Origin of the sequence: Kangiella sp. (assembly GCF_014762745.1) — a bacterium.
In the GTDB taxonomy this organism is placed as follows: domain Bacteria; phylum Pseudomonadota; class Gammaproteobacteria; order Enterobacterales; family Kangiellaceae; genus Kangiella.
Genome location: NZ_JABURJ010000091.1, coordinates 25,313 through 40,616, shown reverse-complemented (window position 1 = coordinate 40,616; position 15,304 = coordinate 25,313). Strand labels below are relative to the sequence as shown.

Genomic DNA, 15,304 nt, shown 5'->3' with positions numbered 1-15,304 from the left:
CTTCATGTCTAATATTCTAGTCATTGATACTTCTACTGAAGCCTGTTCTGTTGCTCTGCAAGTTGGTGATACCGTTTATAGCGACTATAAAGTTGCGCCTCGCCAACATGGTGAGCTGGTGTTGCCAATGGTTGATTCGTTATTAGAGAAGGCACAGATTAAGCTGCCTGATCTTGATGTGATTGGCTATGGGCAGGGGCCCGGAGCCTTTACCGGTCTACGAATCTGCATCAGTATTGTGCAAGGGCTAGCTTATGGAGCTGGAGTGCCTGTAGTGGGTGTTTCCAGCTTGCAGGCCATGGCGCAGGCTACATACCAGTCTACTGGTGAGAAGCATATCTTGAGTGCGATTGATGCGCGTATGGGTGAAGTCTACTGGGGCGTCTATCAATTGAAGGATGGGTTGATGACATTGGTCGGTGAGGAAGAAGTCGCTGAGCCGGAATCTGTCACTATTGACCATCTGGATTCGTCTATAGTTTATAGAGCCGTCGGCAGTGGCTGGCAAACGTATCCTGATGAACTGGCGCAACGCTGCAATGTATCGCTGGTGATTGAAGAAGAAGTTTCTTTTCCAAGCGCTGAGAGCATGTTGCCATGGGTTTCAGCGCAATTAATGAAGGGGCTGGCAGTCGATGCGGAACAGGCTCAACCGGTTTATCTACGCAATAATGTAGCTAAAAAGGTCGCAGAGCAAGGTAAAGCGGGCTGAATCTCAAAATTCAGTAAGCGTTCATAGACTTTATGCTACATATAAAGCAGTATGGTTTAAGTGTCTGATTTTAATTGCCCGACTGGCATTAATTCAGGCCAAATAAAGGGAGGCTTTTAATGCGACATTATTTAAGATTATTTTCAGTTGGTGCTTTGGCTGGCCTATTGGCGGCTTGCGCTAATGTGCCTGAGTCGATTGAGTTTGAAGAAGCGAATCGTGTTGACTTTGCTCAGGTAGCTCAAAGCCCGGCAAGTTACACTGGTCAGGAGGTGCGCTGGGGCGGAATTATTGCTCGAGTGGAAAACCTTGAGAAGGATACTCTGATTGAAGTGGTGAATTTACCACTGGATCGTCAGGCAAGACCAGTCAAAGATAGCCAGACAGGAGGTCGTTTTATTGCTCGAGTTCCCGGTTTCCTTGACCCCATGATTTATCAGAAGGGTAAAGAGATAACTCTAGTGGGTATGCTGGCTGAGCCTATGCCTGGTAAAGTAGGCAAGCATGAGATTAATTTTCCAGTTGTAGATATACGTAATCACTATTTATGGAAAGAACGTCCAAAACGCGAGTATGTTGAAGTGTACTCAGTGTGGGATCCTTACTGGTTTTATCACCGTCCCTATTATTGGCCATACTATTATCGCTATCCGGTGATTCGACAATATGAGCCACGCATAGATCCTAATTTGGATAAACAGCCAAATGATCCACCCATGCCAAAGCAAAAGGTGAAACCCAGTAACCCTGAGCCAAAAGCACGGATTCAACCAACAACAAGCCCAAGACCGGCCAGTAAGCCAAGAGTCAGTCCGAAGTTAGGTGATGGGTTTATAAAACAGAAATAAAACGATTTTTTTTGTAATTTTGAGAAAGCCGCTCATATCAATGTGTGAGTGGCTTTTTTTGTGGGTACATCCTACAGAGAGCCTTAAAAGTTAAATCTTCGACCCTTCTGCAAAGGCGATAGTTTGCTTGGAACGATGGATAAAGCGACCCAGCAGCAAAATTGCGGCAACGGTTAAACCAAAAATAATTCCAATCCAGAATCCTTGAACTTTTAGATTCATTGAGTCGGCGAGATAAATACCAATTGGGAAGCCGATAAACCAGTATGCAATAGCCATATAAACAGTTGGGATCTTGGTATCTTTCATGCCACGCAGGGCGCCAGCGCTATTCACCTGCAAACCATCGGAGAATTGGAAGATAGCTGCCAGGAAAATTAATGAGGCTGAAATCTCGATAATAGCCTGGTTATCGGTGTAGACTCCTACCAGCTCATAACGGAATAACAGCATTATGGTGACGGAAACGGCTTGGAAAAACAGGCTGGCACCGATACCACAGAAGCCCGATAAACGCATTTGACGATAGTCCTGTCTTCCCATCCAATAACCAACACGTGCAGTAATCGCGATGGACAGTCCCCAGGGCACCATAAAGGCAACGGTGGCGATATTCATGGCAATCTGATGAGCACCAGTCAGGTCAACGCCATAACGCGCAACCAGAATACCTATCATGCCAAACATACTCACTTCCATCAGCAAACCCAGAGACATAGGTGTGCCAATTGAAAAGAATTCTTTAATCAATGCCCAGGTTGGCCAACGCACTTTTTTGAAAATATTGAGGCTGGCAAACGAGGGATTGCGCCAGGTAAAAAAGAGTAGGAATAGAAACAGCAAGGTCCAGACCACACTGGTGGCATAGCCAACACCGACTGCACCCATTGCAGGAACTCCTAAGCCACCATAAATAAACCAGGTGTTGAACAGCAGGTTGAATGGAATCACCATGAAGGAACAAATCATGATGATTTTGGTAGAGAATAACCCTTCATTCCCCGAGCGAAGAGCAATGAATAAAAAGGCAAATACACAGCCCCAGCTTAACGCTTTAAGATAGTCACCGGTTGTTTCGACAATCGCTTCCTCGACGCCAAGCAGTGATAAAAATGGATCCACATTGCGTAGCAGTATGAAGGTGATGATGCCAAAGATTACTGCCAGAAACATCCCCATCTGGAATGTCTTGCCAATGCTTTCCATTTTTCCCTGTCCGTTAAAGTGCGCCACCATGGGGTTGATTGCCATCATGAGCCCCATAAAAAGAGAAAAGATGATCATAAAGGCATTAAAGCCGGTGCCAACTGCCGCTAGTGCGTTGCTACTGTAATTACCCGCCATTAAGGTATCAATAACACCTAACGACATTTGGGCCAAATGTGCGAGAATCGCAGGTATAGCGATACGGATGATCGCACTGGTTTCATGATGAATATCCTGCCATGAATGGCCGCTGTGATTTGATGTCTGGTTGTCAGCAGAATCTGCCATGAGAAACCTGTCTTATTAATTCACTGTAATTGACAAAAGCCCTCAGTCGATGAGGGTTATTTATTATATATCGAAAGAGGCCGGTTTTATTGCGCCGAGGCCTATGGCAAAAGCTAGAAAGTCATTGCTGATTTGTTTGTCTAGCGATGCCAGTTGTTCCGACGAACACTCAAATGTCCGGTTCAGCTGTTTGATGGTTGGAGCCAAACTGGAATCCATCGGCTGGTATTCACCATTGATAAATAGCCAAAGTTCACCTTGCTTTTCAATGTAGGTCATTCGCGCCAGTGGTTCAGCCTTTATGCCTTGATCTTGAGCAAGCGCTATCCAATCAATTAATTCCTCTTCCGTAGGTATTTCTAATAACTCGGGGTATTTCAACTCTGTGACCTCTTTACCGAATGCCATCAAGTAATCATTCGTAGTCCAAAGCTGTTTAACCTGTTGCTCGGCCCACTGACTCATGTCACTGGTCAATTCACCACCATTAGACTCAAGGGTTAGTTTATTTTCGTCGCTCCACAGTTGGTCTAATTCTGTGTGGGGTAGTTGCATCAGCTTTTGTATGATGCCACCAATATTGGGTGCTCTGAATCCAACTGAGTAACAAAGACTGTCGCCTATCGATTCACCCCAGTGTGGTGTATTCGGTGGGATATACAGCATGTCGCCTTGATTGACAATAACATCCATGCCCGCATCAAATGGCTCTATTTGAGCGATCTGTGGGTGAGGGCTGGTTGGCGTGGTCGGCTGGTTCTTATGTCCAATTCGCCAACGTCTTTGGCCTTCACCCTGAATTAAGAAAACGTCATACTTATCCAGATGAGGGCCAACTCCGCCACCATGGGTGGCATAAGACACCATCACATCATCAAGGCGCCAGCGTGGAATGAAGCTACATGCCTTGATTAATTCACATAGTGGAGGGTGAAAATAGTCTAATGACTGAACCAGTAGAGTCCAGTTTTCATCGCCAAGCTCGGCAAACCTGGTCTCGTCAATAGGGCCATGCTCCAGCTGCCAGTCATGCCCATCGCATTGAATCAATCGAGATTCAATGTCTTCTTCTAAACTGTAGCCTGCTAATTCGTCGGCCGTTATCAGTGCTTCTTCGCCTGTCACCAGCGCAGAAGAAAACGCCCCTCGGATTAACAAGGGGCGCTTTTGCCAGTATTCCTTGAGGAACTGCTCAGGACTGATGTCGCCGAGAATATGGCTCATAGAGTACCTGTCATCATTTAGATGTTTTTGGCCTGACTTATCGCGTTACCGATATAGGTTGCAGGCGTTAACTGCTTAAGACGTTCTTTTTCGTCTTCTGGCAATTCAAGCGAGTCAATAAATGCCTGCATATCTTCGCGAGTGACGCGCTTGCCGCGAGTCAGTTCTTTTAATTTCTCATAAGGATTCGGAATGGCATAACGGCGCATAACGGTCTGGATTGGCTCGGCCAATAATTCCCAGTTAGCATCTAGCTCATTCAACAGTGACTGCTCGTTAACTTCGAGTTTGGAAATACCTTTTAGCGTTGCCTGATAGGCAATTACGCTGTGTGCGTAGCCCACACCTAAAACACGCTGTACAGTAGAGTCTGATAAATCACGCTGCCAGCGAGAAATTGGTAGTTTCATTGCCAGGTGATCGAACAGGGCGTTAGCAATACCCAGGTTACCTTCTGAGTTTTCAAAATCAATCGGGTTAACCTTGTGCGGCATGGTAGATGAGCCAATTTCACCAGCAACCGTTTTCTGCTTGAAGTGACCCAATGCAATGTAACCCCATACGTCACGATCAAAGTCGATAACTACTGTATTGAAACGAGCAATGGCATCGAACAACTCCGCCATGTAATCGTGTGGCTCAATCTGAGTGGTGTAGGGATTCCAGGTCAAACCTAATGAGGTCACGAACTTTTCAGCGAATGACTGCCAGTCAAAGTCTGGGTAAGCAGAAAGGTGAGCGTTATAGTTGCCAACGGCACCATTGATCTTGCCTAGAATCTCCTGGTCCTTGATCTGCTTCAGCTGGCGCTCAAGACGATAAACCACGTTGGCCATTTCCTTGCCCATGGTTGAAGGAGAGGCTGGTTGGCCATGAGTACGTGACATCATAGGAATTTCTGCAAACTGTTCGGCCAGGCTACGGATAGATTGGCAGACTTCCTGCTGGTACTTGCTAAGCGCTTCGGTACCTTCTTTCAGCATTAAGGCGTAAGAAAGGTTATTGATATCTTCGGAAGTACAGGCGAAGTGAATGAACTCACTAACATTATCCAGCTCGTCGCTATGACGAATTTTCTCTTTCAGGAAGTACTCAACGGCTTTCACGTCATGATTGGTAGTGCGCTCGATTTCCTTGATTTTCTCTGCATCACTTTCAGCAAAGTAGTCAACGATACTGTTTAAAAGCTGGTTGGCTTCGTCAGAAAACGCAGGCACTTCTTTGATGGCATCGGCCTGGGCAAGCGCCTGTAGCCAGCGGACTTCAACCGTAACACGGTATTTAAGCAAACCAAATTCACTAAAAATACTACGTAAATCAGTGACTTTTGAGCCATAGCGGCCATCGACAGGTGAAATTGCAGTTAGTGCTGAAAGTTGCATGAGATGTTCCCGTTACTGGTGTTCAAACTATAAGAAAAACTGTGTGAGTATTGTGGTGCTCGCGTAATGGCCATGCTGCAAGAAAGACCGGATGGAGCCACCACAGGCCCTTTTGGTATAAGGCATTTTTCGAAACGCGGATCATACCTTAACTGACGCTTTTTGGCATCAATTAAACAGGCTGTGAGAGGTTTTGGTGGGCAAATACGACAATTCTTTACAAAAATATGGAAAAGTTCGGTTTTATTTTCCTTGCTTATTTGTCATTATCCGCGGCAATTCATATTTAATGCTTAATTGGTAAGGCGTACAGATAGTGATAAACAGGTGGCTGATAATAGTTTGCTTGATGGTATTAGCCCTGACGGGGTGCGGTGACGGGCAGTCGGTTGGCGGCGAGGGCAAAACTACCAACATAGAAAGCAAAGCACTGATTGAGCGGATGGCTTGGGTTGAAAATGCAAACATTGACCTTCTCGTTGAACAGAAACTTAAGACTTCAAAGCGATTTTTAGCAGTTGAAAGTGATGGTGAGGTTGTAATTCCGGGTTTGGCAAAGGATCTTTGCGAGCTGGTGGTGACCAATGGTGATTATGAGGTTTTGGCGGGTATGTCTGAGGTTGTCTACAATTCTCGTCACGCCGAACTTCGGGTGAAAACGCGTGACTTTGCCAGAGCTTATAATCAAAAGTTAATAAAAATGATAAAATCTAATACCTAACGCTATGATATTAAAAAAGCCAGCAAGTTGCTGGCTTTTTTGTGCCTAATTAGGCTGGAATCGAACTACAGGCTCAGAATATCAATGATTTCTCGGGTGTTTTCCATCACGCGGATAATTTTCCCTTCCACCTCAATAATCTTACTACCTGTTGGACCAATCGGCAGTCTTTGGCGTAAATCATATGGAAGAGGGCGACCATAGCGGTAAACATCTTCAGACAGCACTTCACCGCGTTGAAGTTTCATTTCCCAGCCCGGAGGCAGTTCGCCAGTTCTCTCGTATTTCTTTTTCAAGCCAGGGGGAAGCTTCTTTTGCTTGCCGCCATCTCGGTCGTAGTCGCGGTCATGCTCTCGGTCATAACCGTAATCACGGTAGTAGTCCCGAATGATGCGAGTTTCGTCATCATGAAACAGTCCATCACGACTGGGTTTAGCCGCCACCTGAACCTGCTCCTGGCTCCTGATCTGTTCACGTTTTGGCTCTTTGTCCATGGCATAACCCGTTGAAATACCAAGGCTTAAACCAAGGGCAGACATGGTAAAAAGTAATCGTTTATGGTTCATTAGTGATACCCCTTTATAATTTTAGACAAATATAGCATAGGGGAAAATGGATGAATATCCACTGAATAACCGGCTTACTTTAGATAAACAAGATATGGCTCACATTCTATAAAGCCTGTGTTATAATCGGCCACCTTTTTAGAGAGACTCCCTGAACCATCTGCGCCCTGTTGCGCGGGTCTATCAGCGGTACAACAAACATCGAACAACGAGGAATCCTAAGTGTTAGAAGCTTACAGAAGTCATGTTGCAGAACGCGCCGAGCAAGGCATTCCACCTTTACCTTTAAATGCTGAGCAAGTGAGCCAGCTGGTAGAGCTATTGAAGAACCCTCCAGCCGGTGAAGAAGAATTTCTGGTCGAATTGTTAACACACCGCGTGCCGCCAGGTGTTGATGAAGCTGCTTATGTTAAAGCCGCTTTCCTGGCAGCTATCGCAAAAGGTGGCGCCAAGTCTCCTTTAATTGACAAGGCGCACGCAACTAAGCTTCTAGGAACCATGTTAGGTGGTTATAACATTGCTACCTTGGTTGAGCTTTTGGATGATTCTGAGCTGGCTGAACTGGCTGGTGAAAAATTAAAGCACACCTTGTTGATGTTTGATGCTTTCCATGATGTAGCTGAGAAAGCCGATAAAGGCAATGCAGTTGCTAAAGCTGTTATCGAGTCATGGGCTAATGCTGAATGGTTTAAAGAAAAGCCATCTCTAGCGGAAAAAATTACGCTAACTGTATTTAAGGTTCCTGGCGAAACCAATACCGATGACCTGTCACCAGCTCAGGATGCCTGGTCTCGCCCGGACATTCCTTTGCACGCTCTAGCAATGTTGAAAAACGAGCGCGAAGGTATCAATCCAGACAAAGAGGGCGAAATAGGTCCTATTTCCACAATTGAAAAGCTTAAAGAAAAAGGTCATCCACTAGCTTATGTGGGTGATGTTGTCGGTACTGGTTCTTCGCGTAAATCTGCAACTAACTCAGTATTGTGGCACATGGGTGAAGATATACCTTACGTTCCTAACAAGCGCGCTGGCGGTTTCTGTTTCGGTGGCAAAATTGCTCCAATTTTCTACAACACCATGAAGGATGCGGGCTCATTGCCTGTTGAACTAGATGTTTCGAAAATGGAAACAGGCGATGTTATCGATATTTACCCTTATGAAGGTAAAGTTGAAAAAGAAGGCGAAGTGATTGCTACTTTTGATCTTGGCACCGGCGTTGTGCTTGATGAAGTTCAAGCTGGTGGTCGTATTCCATTGATCATTGGTCGTGGTTTAACTACACGCGCTCGCGACTATTTAGGTTTGCCTGCCGCTGATTTCTTCCGCGCTCCAGCAGAAGTTAAAGACACTGGCAAAGGTTATACTTTAGCGCAAAAAATGGTAGGTAAAGCTTGTGGTCTTGAAGGCGTTCGTCCAGGTCAATACTGCGAACCATTAATGACTACAGTAGGTTCACAGGACACTACCGGCCCAATGACTCGTGATGAGTTGAAAGATTTGGCGTGTCTTGGTTTCCAGGCTGATCTGGTGATGCAGTCATTCTGTCACACAGCAGCCTACCCAAAGCCAGTTGACGTTGATACTCAACATACGCTTCCAGATTTTATTATGAACCGTGGCGGTGTTTCATTGCGCCCAGGCGACGGTATTATTCACAGCTGGTTAAACCGTATGTTATTGCCTGATACCGTTGGTACGGGTGGTGATTCACATACTCGTTTCCCATTGGGTATTTCTTTCCCGGCAGGTTCTGGTCTTGTTGCTTTCGCAGCAGCTACCGGCGTTATGCCGTTGGATATGCCTGAGTCGGTATTGGTTCGTTTTAAAGGTAAAATGCAGCCGGGCATCACGCTACGTGACTTGGTGCATGCGATTCCTTACCAGGCGATTAAAGATGGTTTGTTGACGGTGGAAAAAGCTGGCAAGAAAAACATCTTCTCGGGCCGTATTCTTGAGATTGAAGGCCTTGAACATTTGACAGCCGAGCAAGCTTTTGAATTGTCTGATGCTTCTGCTGAGCGTTCGGCTGCTGGTTGTACAATCAAATTAAGCGAAGAATCTGTGGCTGAATATCTGCAATCCAATATCGTATTGTTGAAGTGGATGATTGCAAACGGCTACGGTGATGAGCGCACCATTTCTCGTCGTATTGAGAAGATGGAAGAGTGGCTGGCTAACCCATCATTGATGGAAGCTGATAAAGACGCAGATTACTCAGCGGTTATTGAAATCGACATGGATAATCTCAAAGAGCCTGTGTTGTGTGCTCCGAATGATCCTGATGACGCGCGTCTATTAAGTGAAGTCGCTGGTGACAAAATTGATGAGGTGTTCATCGGTTCTTGTATGACCAACATTGGTCACTTCCGCGCAGCGTCGAAGTTGCTTGAAAGTGTTGAAGCAGGAACTTTGGAAACTCGTCTTTGGATCGCTCCGCCAACCCGTATGGATGAGCATCAGTTGATGGAAGAAGGTCATTACAATATCTTCGGCCGTTCGGGCGCACGTCTTGAAATGCCGGGTTGTTCATTGTGTATGGGTAACCAGGCGCGAGTGGCTCCTAAGTCAACGGTTGTTTCAACTTCAACTCGTAACTTCCCGAACCGTTTAGGTCAGGGTGCGAACGTCTATTTGGCATCGGCCGAGCTTGCTTCTGTTGCAGCGGTAATGGGGCGTTTGCCAACTGTTGAAGAGTACATGGGTTATGCAAGTAAGCTTGACTCATTGTCGAAAGACATCTACAAGTACATGAACTTCCATCAGATGGAAGAGTACAAAGCAAAGGCTGCCAAAGTCACTATTCCAGTTGCTAATAAAGTAACGGTTGGTGCCTAAACTCAGACCTGATACTTGCTAAATAAGAAAGCCCACTTCGGTGGGCTTTTTTTGTGGCTGACTGTCTGCTAGATTGTAGCAGTCTTAACAATAATTACTGGGGTAAATATGAGTATTGAAATTACATCCTTGTACGCTGGACTACTAACTTTACTGATTTTGTTATTATCTTATCGTGTAGTCATGTTGCGCAGAAAATTTCAGGTTGGTATCGGCTCGCATGGCGAGAAAGTATTGGCCAGAGCGATTAGGGTGCACGGCAATGCAGTTGAGTATATTCCCATTTGTCTATTGCTGATGGCATTGGCAGAAATACAGGGCGCTTCAACATGGTTCATGCATGGCACTGGTATCGCCTTATTGCTAGGTAGAATTTTACACGCGGCAGGCCTGTCCAAAAGTGTAGGAAAATCGTTTGGCCGTTTTTATGGGGTTATTCTGACCTGGTTGGTGATGCTGATACTGTCTGGTTATCTTGTCGGTTACTTTATCGGTTTTAACGCCGCAGCTTAATCAGTTCTATTTATTAATAAATCAATAAACTAATAAACCACCTTGTCCTATTTGGCGGGGTGGTTTATTTTTGCTCGAGATATTTATCCTGAATGACCATGGGGCTTAAAGGCTTATCAAAATAATAGCCTTGGAATTGTGGGCATTTTTCTTCTCTCAAAAACTCTAACTGTTCAATGGTTTCAACACCTTCGGCGGTCACCTCTAAACCCAGATCCTGGCTCATACGTATAATGGTTTTAACGATGGTTTCGCTGTCTGGATCGCCAGGGATATCGCTGACAAAAGTCCGATCAATTTTGAGCTTGTCTAAAGGCAGTTTCTTCAGATGGTTGAGCGATGAGTAGCCGGTACCAAAATCATCAATGGATATGCGAACGCCAAGTTTCTTAAGTGACTTTAATAATTCAATGGAGCGCTTTTCTTCATAGATGATCAGAGTTTCAGTGACTTCCAGTTCTAACAGATTTGCGGGAATCTGTTCTTTGGCAACTAATTCGGAAATCGTTTCAACCAGATCACCATTACTGAGCTGAAGAGCCGATAAATTGACTGAAACAATGGGGGAGCTGCCATATTCTTTAAGCCAGAGCTTGATTTGTTCACAGGCTTTTTTCAGCACCCAGTTACCAATATTAATGATAGTTCCATTATCTTCCGCAATAGGGATAAACTCTAATGGTGAGATGATGCCCTGTTCTGGATGGTTCCAGCGTATAAGCGCTTCAACGCCTACCAGTTTACCGTCGGATGCAGCGACTTGTGGCTGGTATAAGAGGTAGAACTCGCTGTTGAATATCGCTTTATGCAGATCATTTTCAAGAGACTGACGACGCATGATAATGGCTTCCATGTCCGACTTGAAAATCGCGAAACCATTACGCCCTTTAGCTTTGGCATGATACATGGCAGTATCTGCACGTTGCATGATCAGTTCGTGACTATCAGCGTCTCGTGGATAGACGACAATTCCGATGCTGGCGGTGACATGGAGTGATTGGCCGTTGATGCGAAATCCTTCGCTCAGCACTTTCAGCAGCTTTTTGGCAACGGTCACAGCATCTTCTTCGGCATCTTCTGCATTATCACTTAACTCACTAAGCTGGATGATGAACTCATCGCCACCGAGCCGAGCAACCGTGTCGCCGGAGCGAACATTGTCTTCAAGACGCTTGGCAACCTCGACCAATAATTTATCGCCGGTCATGTGGCCGAGAGAGTCATTGATGTTTTTAAAGAAATCCAGATCAATGAAGAGTACAGCTCCATTATGATGGTGACGCAGTGACAAGGCTAACGATTGACTGATACGGTCGTTTAACAACAGTCGGTTGGGTAGTCCAGTTAAGGAGTCATGCTGTGCCATATGCTGAATTTGCTGCTCAAATTCCTTTGATGCAGTGATATCGACGCCTACGGTAACCACTGCCGGCACACGACTATAGCGTCCAACGAAAGGCACTTTAGCAATGTTGAAATAGGTTATTTTTTGGTTGCTGTCTTTGATTTTGAGCTGTTTATCGACCGCTATGGCATCTTTTCTTAACAGATACTCTTCTTCTTCAAATAACTTGCTTGCTTCTGGTATGCGACTTTTCAGTTGCTCGATGTTGATATCATCAAAGTCTTTTAAGGGTAAACCGAAAAAGTCGGCTGCATAACGATTAGCAAGAATGACCTCACCATTGACATTGGTGGCATAAATCATGTGCGGAATCAGATTAATGATTTGTTTTATCTGGTCAGTCTTATCAGCAAGATCAGCAGTCTTCTTTCGGATTTGCTTGCGTAAAATCAGCACAACCAGAGTTGTAATGATGAGAAGTCCTAAAAGGCCTGCAAGAGTGTATAAAAGCCAACGCGGTAAAAAGGTGTTTGAACCATCTTTACCCAACCAACGTTCATTAATTTCATAGTAGGGGGAGGAGGGATCATCTTTCCATCCTTCCAAATAGTTATCAATGGTTTGTAACACGTCTCCATTTTTCCCTTTGGGGCTGGCAAACAGTACTTTGGAAGGGTTGAAGACAATTGGGGTGCGTTCGATGTTGAATCGCTTTTCAAAGCTGTAGCCAACCAGGTTACCGCTGACCGCTCCATCCACCAGGCGTTTATCGAGTAACGCAAAGGCAGATTTGTAGTCCTGAACCTCTTTTAAATGACAGATGATATCGAATTGGGCACATAGATTGGCGAATTGGATGGCGTAGATTTCGTCTTTGACCACGGCAATGGTCTTGCCTTCAAAGTCGAAAATATTTTCCAGTAATTGCTCATCTGGGTGGATATAAACCTGACCCCAGCCTGTGATATAGCTGATAGAGTTATAGTCCAGAAACTCTGCGCGTTCCCTTGAGTAGGCTACGAAAGGAATCAGATCCAGTTCGGCACGTTTTGCAGTATTGATGATCTCTGGCCATTTCAGATAGAGCCACTGGATTCGCCAGTTTTCACGCTCTGCAATTTCTTCTAAGAAATCAACCAGAAAGCCGGAGTGATTCCCACTATCACTTGGGATCAAAGCTGGTGGGGCATCCAGAATTGCAACCCTTAGCGTTTTAGTTGGCTGGGCTTCAGCAGCATTTGCCGTACTTGCAAAGGGAGCCAGAAGTATGACAATGCCAAGTGTGTATAAACGTAAGGTTTTCAACAGCAAAATTTGCCCTCCAGGTGAACGTTCCCACCTTAGCTTCAAATCTAATATTGTGCAATATAATTGTTCAAAATATTTAAGTAACTTCTTGAAAGTATTCGTTTTTATTGGTTAATCATTGAGCATAAAAAAGCCGGCTACAAGAGCCGGCTTGGGTGTTGCAGACTAGCCGTTATCAATCAACGATTTTCATTTCCTTGATTAAGTTATGGGCGTTATCAACGTGCTCCATGACCCATAGCATGTAAGCACTGCTAACGTGGATTGAGCGATTCAAGTCATCGTTATAATCCCAGTCAGCAATAATCGACTCGTACACACCATCGAAAATCAGGCCAACAAATTCTGCATCTGCATTCAAGGTTGGAGAACCTGAGTTACCACCAGTTACGTCAAGCGTGGTCAGGAAGTTAACCTGAACGCTGTTCAAGTCTTTATCCAGATAATCACCGAACTCTTTAGCCTTGATTAAATCCAGCTGCTTTTGTGGTGAATTAAAAGGTTCTTCACCCGTATGCTTGGCAGCAATACCCTCAAGAGTAGTGAAAGGAGTGGCATAGAGTCCATCTTTTGGTGAGTAGCCTTTAACGTTACCGTAAGTCACACGGAGCGTGCTGTTGGCATCTGCGTAAACAGGTTTGTCTTGAGACTTATAGTAGTCAATAAGTGCTGACATGTACTGAGGACGTAGCTCCTGGAACTTGCCGCCGCGCTCTTTGCTTTCAAGCTCACGCTCAAACTTTTCGTCGAAGGTAGCAACTGCTAGCTGAATATATGGGTCATCAGATTGTCTAAAGTCTTCTACTGATTTTTCCATCCATTCAAGACGGGTTTCAAGTTCGTTAAGTTTGGTCTTTGCATACATTGCATCAACTTTCTTGCCGAAGGCTTCTGCATCAAATGTTTCACCAATGCCCATAAACTCATCATAAGATTTTAAACGCTGATCAGCAGAAAGCTCGGCATACATAGGAGCGAAGTGTTTCAATAAGGCTTTTTCAACTTCTGCGTCCCAACGGCGTTCCATGCTTTTCAGACCTTCTTTGAAACGAACCATATCACGCTCCTGGTAGCCGGGCTCACGTTCTGCATCAGGCTTCTGCTTTTCAATGGCCAGGCGATATAAGCGTGCGGCTGTACCGGTCAAAGTATCTCGGTTGATGGCCCATGAACGTAATGTACGCTCCTGTTCAGCAATATTTTCCTGAATTAAGGCATTTAATGCATCAATAGCATCACCGTGTTTTTCCTGCATTTTTGGGTTTGCCTTGAGCCATGCTTTAAGGTTCTTTTCCAGAGCGACCTTACGCGCATGAAGATCACCTTTGGCATAGCTTTCAATCATACTGCCCCAGTTTTTTTCGGCATTGTTAAGGCCGGCCAAAGTACTTGCGTACTTCACGCGTGCATCAGTGCTTTCCGGTGCTGTTTCCTCAATTAAGCTGATGTATTCCTGAAGAGTTGAGCGGAATGTTGGGTACCACCACTCAAACTGGTTTTTCACTTCAGCGCTTGTGCGATAGCGGTTGGTGCTGCCCGGGTAACCAGCAACCATAACGAAGTCGCCTTTATCAACACCGTCTTTATTTACTTTCAGGTAGTGCTCTGGCTCATAGGGTACATTGTCTTCTGAGTATTCAGCTGGGTTACCATCTTTATCAACGTAGGCACGGTAGAAGGCAAAGTCACCGGTATGACGGGGCCACATCCAGTTGTCCACATCACCGCCGTATTTACCAATGTGAGAAGAGGGTGCATAAACCAGGCGAACGTCTTTAATTTCCAATTGCTTGATCAGGTAATACTCTAAACCCCCATGGAAAGAGACTACATTACAGCGATGACCGGCATCTTGTTCACACTCTGCAACCAGTGCTTTTTCCGTGTTTTCGATAGCTTTATAGCGCTCCAGCCCCGAAAGCTCAGCGCTTGCAGCGTTCACATTAGAAGTCACGTCACTCACATTAACGGTAACGTAAACACGTGAGCCTGGTGCTGCTGGAAGTTCCTGGCTCAAATCTTCTGCTAAGAAGCCTTTGTCTAACAGGTTATTTTCTGCAGTAGAGTTGAACTGGATACTGCCGTAAGCACAGTGATGGTTGGTTGCTACTAAACCCTTTGGAGAAAGGAAAGAGGCTGTACAGCCGCCTAGGCTGATCACCGCACCCATCGGGAATTCAGTCAGTTCGGTTAATTTATTGGGGTTAATCTTAATACCAGCGTCTTTCAGCTGTTTCTTGATGGTTGGTAACTGGTGAGGCTGCCACATGCCTTCGTCCGCCATCAAAGGCGAAACGGCGAGTGATAAAGCCGCAGTGATTAATATTTTTTTCATTGGACTCTCTACTTTGTTGTT

The 15,304-nt window shown here is 45.2% G+C and carries 11 protein-coding genes; 5 read left to right on the top strand and 6 right to left on the bottom strand.

Going from position 1 to position 15,304, the window contains the following annotated elements; genetic code table 11:
- Window positions 1–4: 4 nt before the first annotated feature.
- Both tsaB and HUJ19_RS06540 read left to right on the top strand, forming a co-directional pair.
- Complete coding sequence (gene tsaB / locus HUJ19_RS06545; RefSeq protein WP_290622911.1) at window positions 5–712, top strand: tRNA (adenosine(37)-N6)-threonylcarbamoyltransferase complex dimerization subunit type 1 TsaB; 708 nt, start codon at window positions 5–7, stop codon at window positions 710–712.
- 119 nt (window positions 713–831) lie between these two features.
- Window positions 832–1,560: a Slp family lipoprotein gene (locus HUJ19_RS06540; RefSeq protein ID WP_290622910.1), complete on the top strand. Its 729-nt coding sequence runs from the start codon at window positions 832–834 to the stop codon at window positions 1,558–1,560.
- 90 nt (window positions 1,561–1,650) lie between these two features.
- On the opposite strand, the gene HUJ19_RS06535 is transcribed toward HUJ19_RS06540, so the two are convergent.
- The 3 genes from HUJ19_RS06535 to purB all read right to left on the bottom strand — a co-directional run bounded on the left by HUJ19_RS06535 (window position 1,651) and on the right by purB (window position 5,660).
- The gene (locus tag HUJ19_RS06535; protein WP_290622909.1) at window positions 1,651–3,054 is read right to left on the bottom strand and encodes an MATE family efflux transporter; all 1,404 of its coding nucleotides are present in this window, start codon (window positions 3,052–3,054) and stop codon (window positions 1,651–1,653) included.
- A gap of 63 nt (window positions 3,055–3,117) precedes the next feature.
- Window positions 3,118–4,278: a cupin domain-containing protein gene (locus HUJ19_RS06530; protein ID WP_290622908.1), complete on the bottom strand. Its 1,161-nt coding sequence runs from the start codon at window positions 4,276–4,278 to the stop codon at window positions 3,118–3,120.
- A 17-nt stretch (window positions 4,279–4,295) separates the two neighbouring features.
- Window positions 4,296–5,660 (bottom strand): adenylosuccinate lyase, encoded by a 1,365-nt coding sequence (gene purB / locus HUJ19_RS06525; RefSeq protein WP_290622907.1) that lies wholly within the window; start codon window positions 5,658–5,660, stop codon window positions 4,296–4,298.
- Between the two features lie 349 nt (window positions 5,661–6,009).
- Here purB and HUJ19_RS06520 point away from each other — a divergent pair, with 349 nt between their 5' ends.
- Complete coding sequence (locus HUJ19_RS06520; RefSeq protein WP_290622997.1) at window positions 6,010–6,381, top strand: hypothetical protein; 372 nt, start codon at window positions 6,010–6,012, stop codon at window positions 6,379–6,381.
- A gap of 65 nt (window positions 6,382–6,446) precedes the next feature.
- Here the strand turns inward: HUJ19_RS06520 and HUJ19_RS06515 are convergent, their stop codons facing one another.
- Complete coding sequence (locus HUJ19_RS06515) at window positions 6,447–6,947, bottom strand: hypothetical protein (protein ID WP_290622906.1); 501 nt, start codon at window positions 6,945–6,947, stop codon at window positions 6,447–6,449.
- Window positions 6,948–7,169: 222 nt separating this feature from the next.
- On the opposite strand from HUJ19_RS06515, the gene acnB reads away from it, so the two are divergent.
- Both acnB and HUJ19_RS06505 read left to right on the top strand, forming a co-directional pair.
- Complete coding sequence (gene acnB / locus HUJ19_RS06510) at window positions 7,170–9,782, top strand: bifunctional aconitate hydratase 2/2-methylisocitrate dehydratase (protein ID WP_290622905.1); 2,613 nt, start codon at window positions 7,170–7,172, stop codon at window positions 9,780–9,782.
- Between the two features lie 108 nt (window positions 9,783–9,890).
- Window positions 9,891–10,295 carry an MAPEG family protein gene (locus HUJ19_RS06505; RefSeq protein ID WP_290622904.1) on the top strand — a complete coding sequence of 135 codons (405 nt, stop codon included), beginning with the start codon at window positions 9,891–9,893 and terminating at the stop codon, window positions 10,293–10,295.
- 64 nt (window positions 10,296–10,359) lie between these two features.
- Here the strand turns inward: HUJ19_RS06505 and HUJ19_RS06500 are convergent, their stop codons facing one another.
- Together HUJ19_RS06500 and HUJ19_RS06495 are read right to left on the bottom strand one after the other, a co-directional pair.
- Window positions 10,360–12,945 carry an EAL domain-containing protein gene (locus HUJ19_RS06500; protein ID WP_290622903.1) on the bottom strand — a complete coding sequence of 862 codons (2,586 nt, stop codon included), beginning with the start codon at window positions 12,943–12,945 and terminating at the stop codon, window positions 10,360–10,362.
- 178 nt (window positions 12,946–13,123) lie between these two features.
- On the bottom strand, window positions 13,124–15,283 hold the full coding sequence (locus tag HUJ19_RS06495) for a S46 family peptidase (protein WP_290622902.1): 2,160 nt from the start codon (window positions 15,281–15,283) through the stop codon (window positions 13,124–13,126).
- Window positions 15,284–15,304: the final 21 nt, after the last annotated feature.

What these genes read in the sequence shown, in the direction of transcription:
- tsaB (WP_290622911.1), top strand. Translation starts at nt 5, where the DNA reads ATGTCTAATATTCTAGTCATTGATACTTCTACTGAAGCCTGTTCTGTT.
- HUJ19_RS06540 (WP_290622910.1), top strand. Translation starts at nt 832, where the DNA reads ATGCGACATTATTTAAGATTATTTTCAGTTGGTGCTTTGGCTGGCCTA.
- HUJ19_RS06535 (WP_290622909.1), bottom strand. Translation starts at nt 3,054, where the DNA reads ATGGCAGATTCTGCTGACAACCAGACATCAAATCACAGCGGCCATTCA.
- HUJ19_RS06530 (WP_290622908.1), bottom strand. Translation starts at nt 4,278, where the DNA reads ATGAGCCATATTCTCGGCGACATCAGTCCTGAGCAGTTCCTCAAGGAA.
- purB (WP_290622907.1), bottom strand. Translation starts at nt 5,660, where the DNA reads ATGCAACTTTCAGCACTAACTGCAATTTCACCTGTCGATGGCCGCTAT.
- HUJ19_RS06520 (WP_290622997.1), top strand. Translation starts at nt 6,010, where the DNA reads ATGGTATTAGCCCTGACGGGGTGCGGTGACGGGCAGTCGGTTGGCGGC.
- HUJ19_RS06515 (WP_290622906.1), bottom strand. Translation starts at nt 6,947, where the DNA reads ATGAACCATAAACGATTACTTTTTACCATGTCTGCCCTTGGTTTAAGC.
- HUJ19_RS06505 (WP_290622904.1), top strand. Translation starts at nt 9,891, where the DNA reads ATGAGTATTGAAATTACATCCTTGTACGCTGGACTACTAACTTTACTG.
- HUJ19_RS06495 (WP_290622902.1), bottom strand. Translation starts at nt 15,283, where the DNA reads ATGAAAAAAATATTAATCACTGCGGCTTTATCACTCGCCGTTTCGCCT.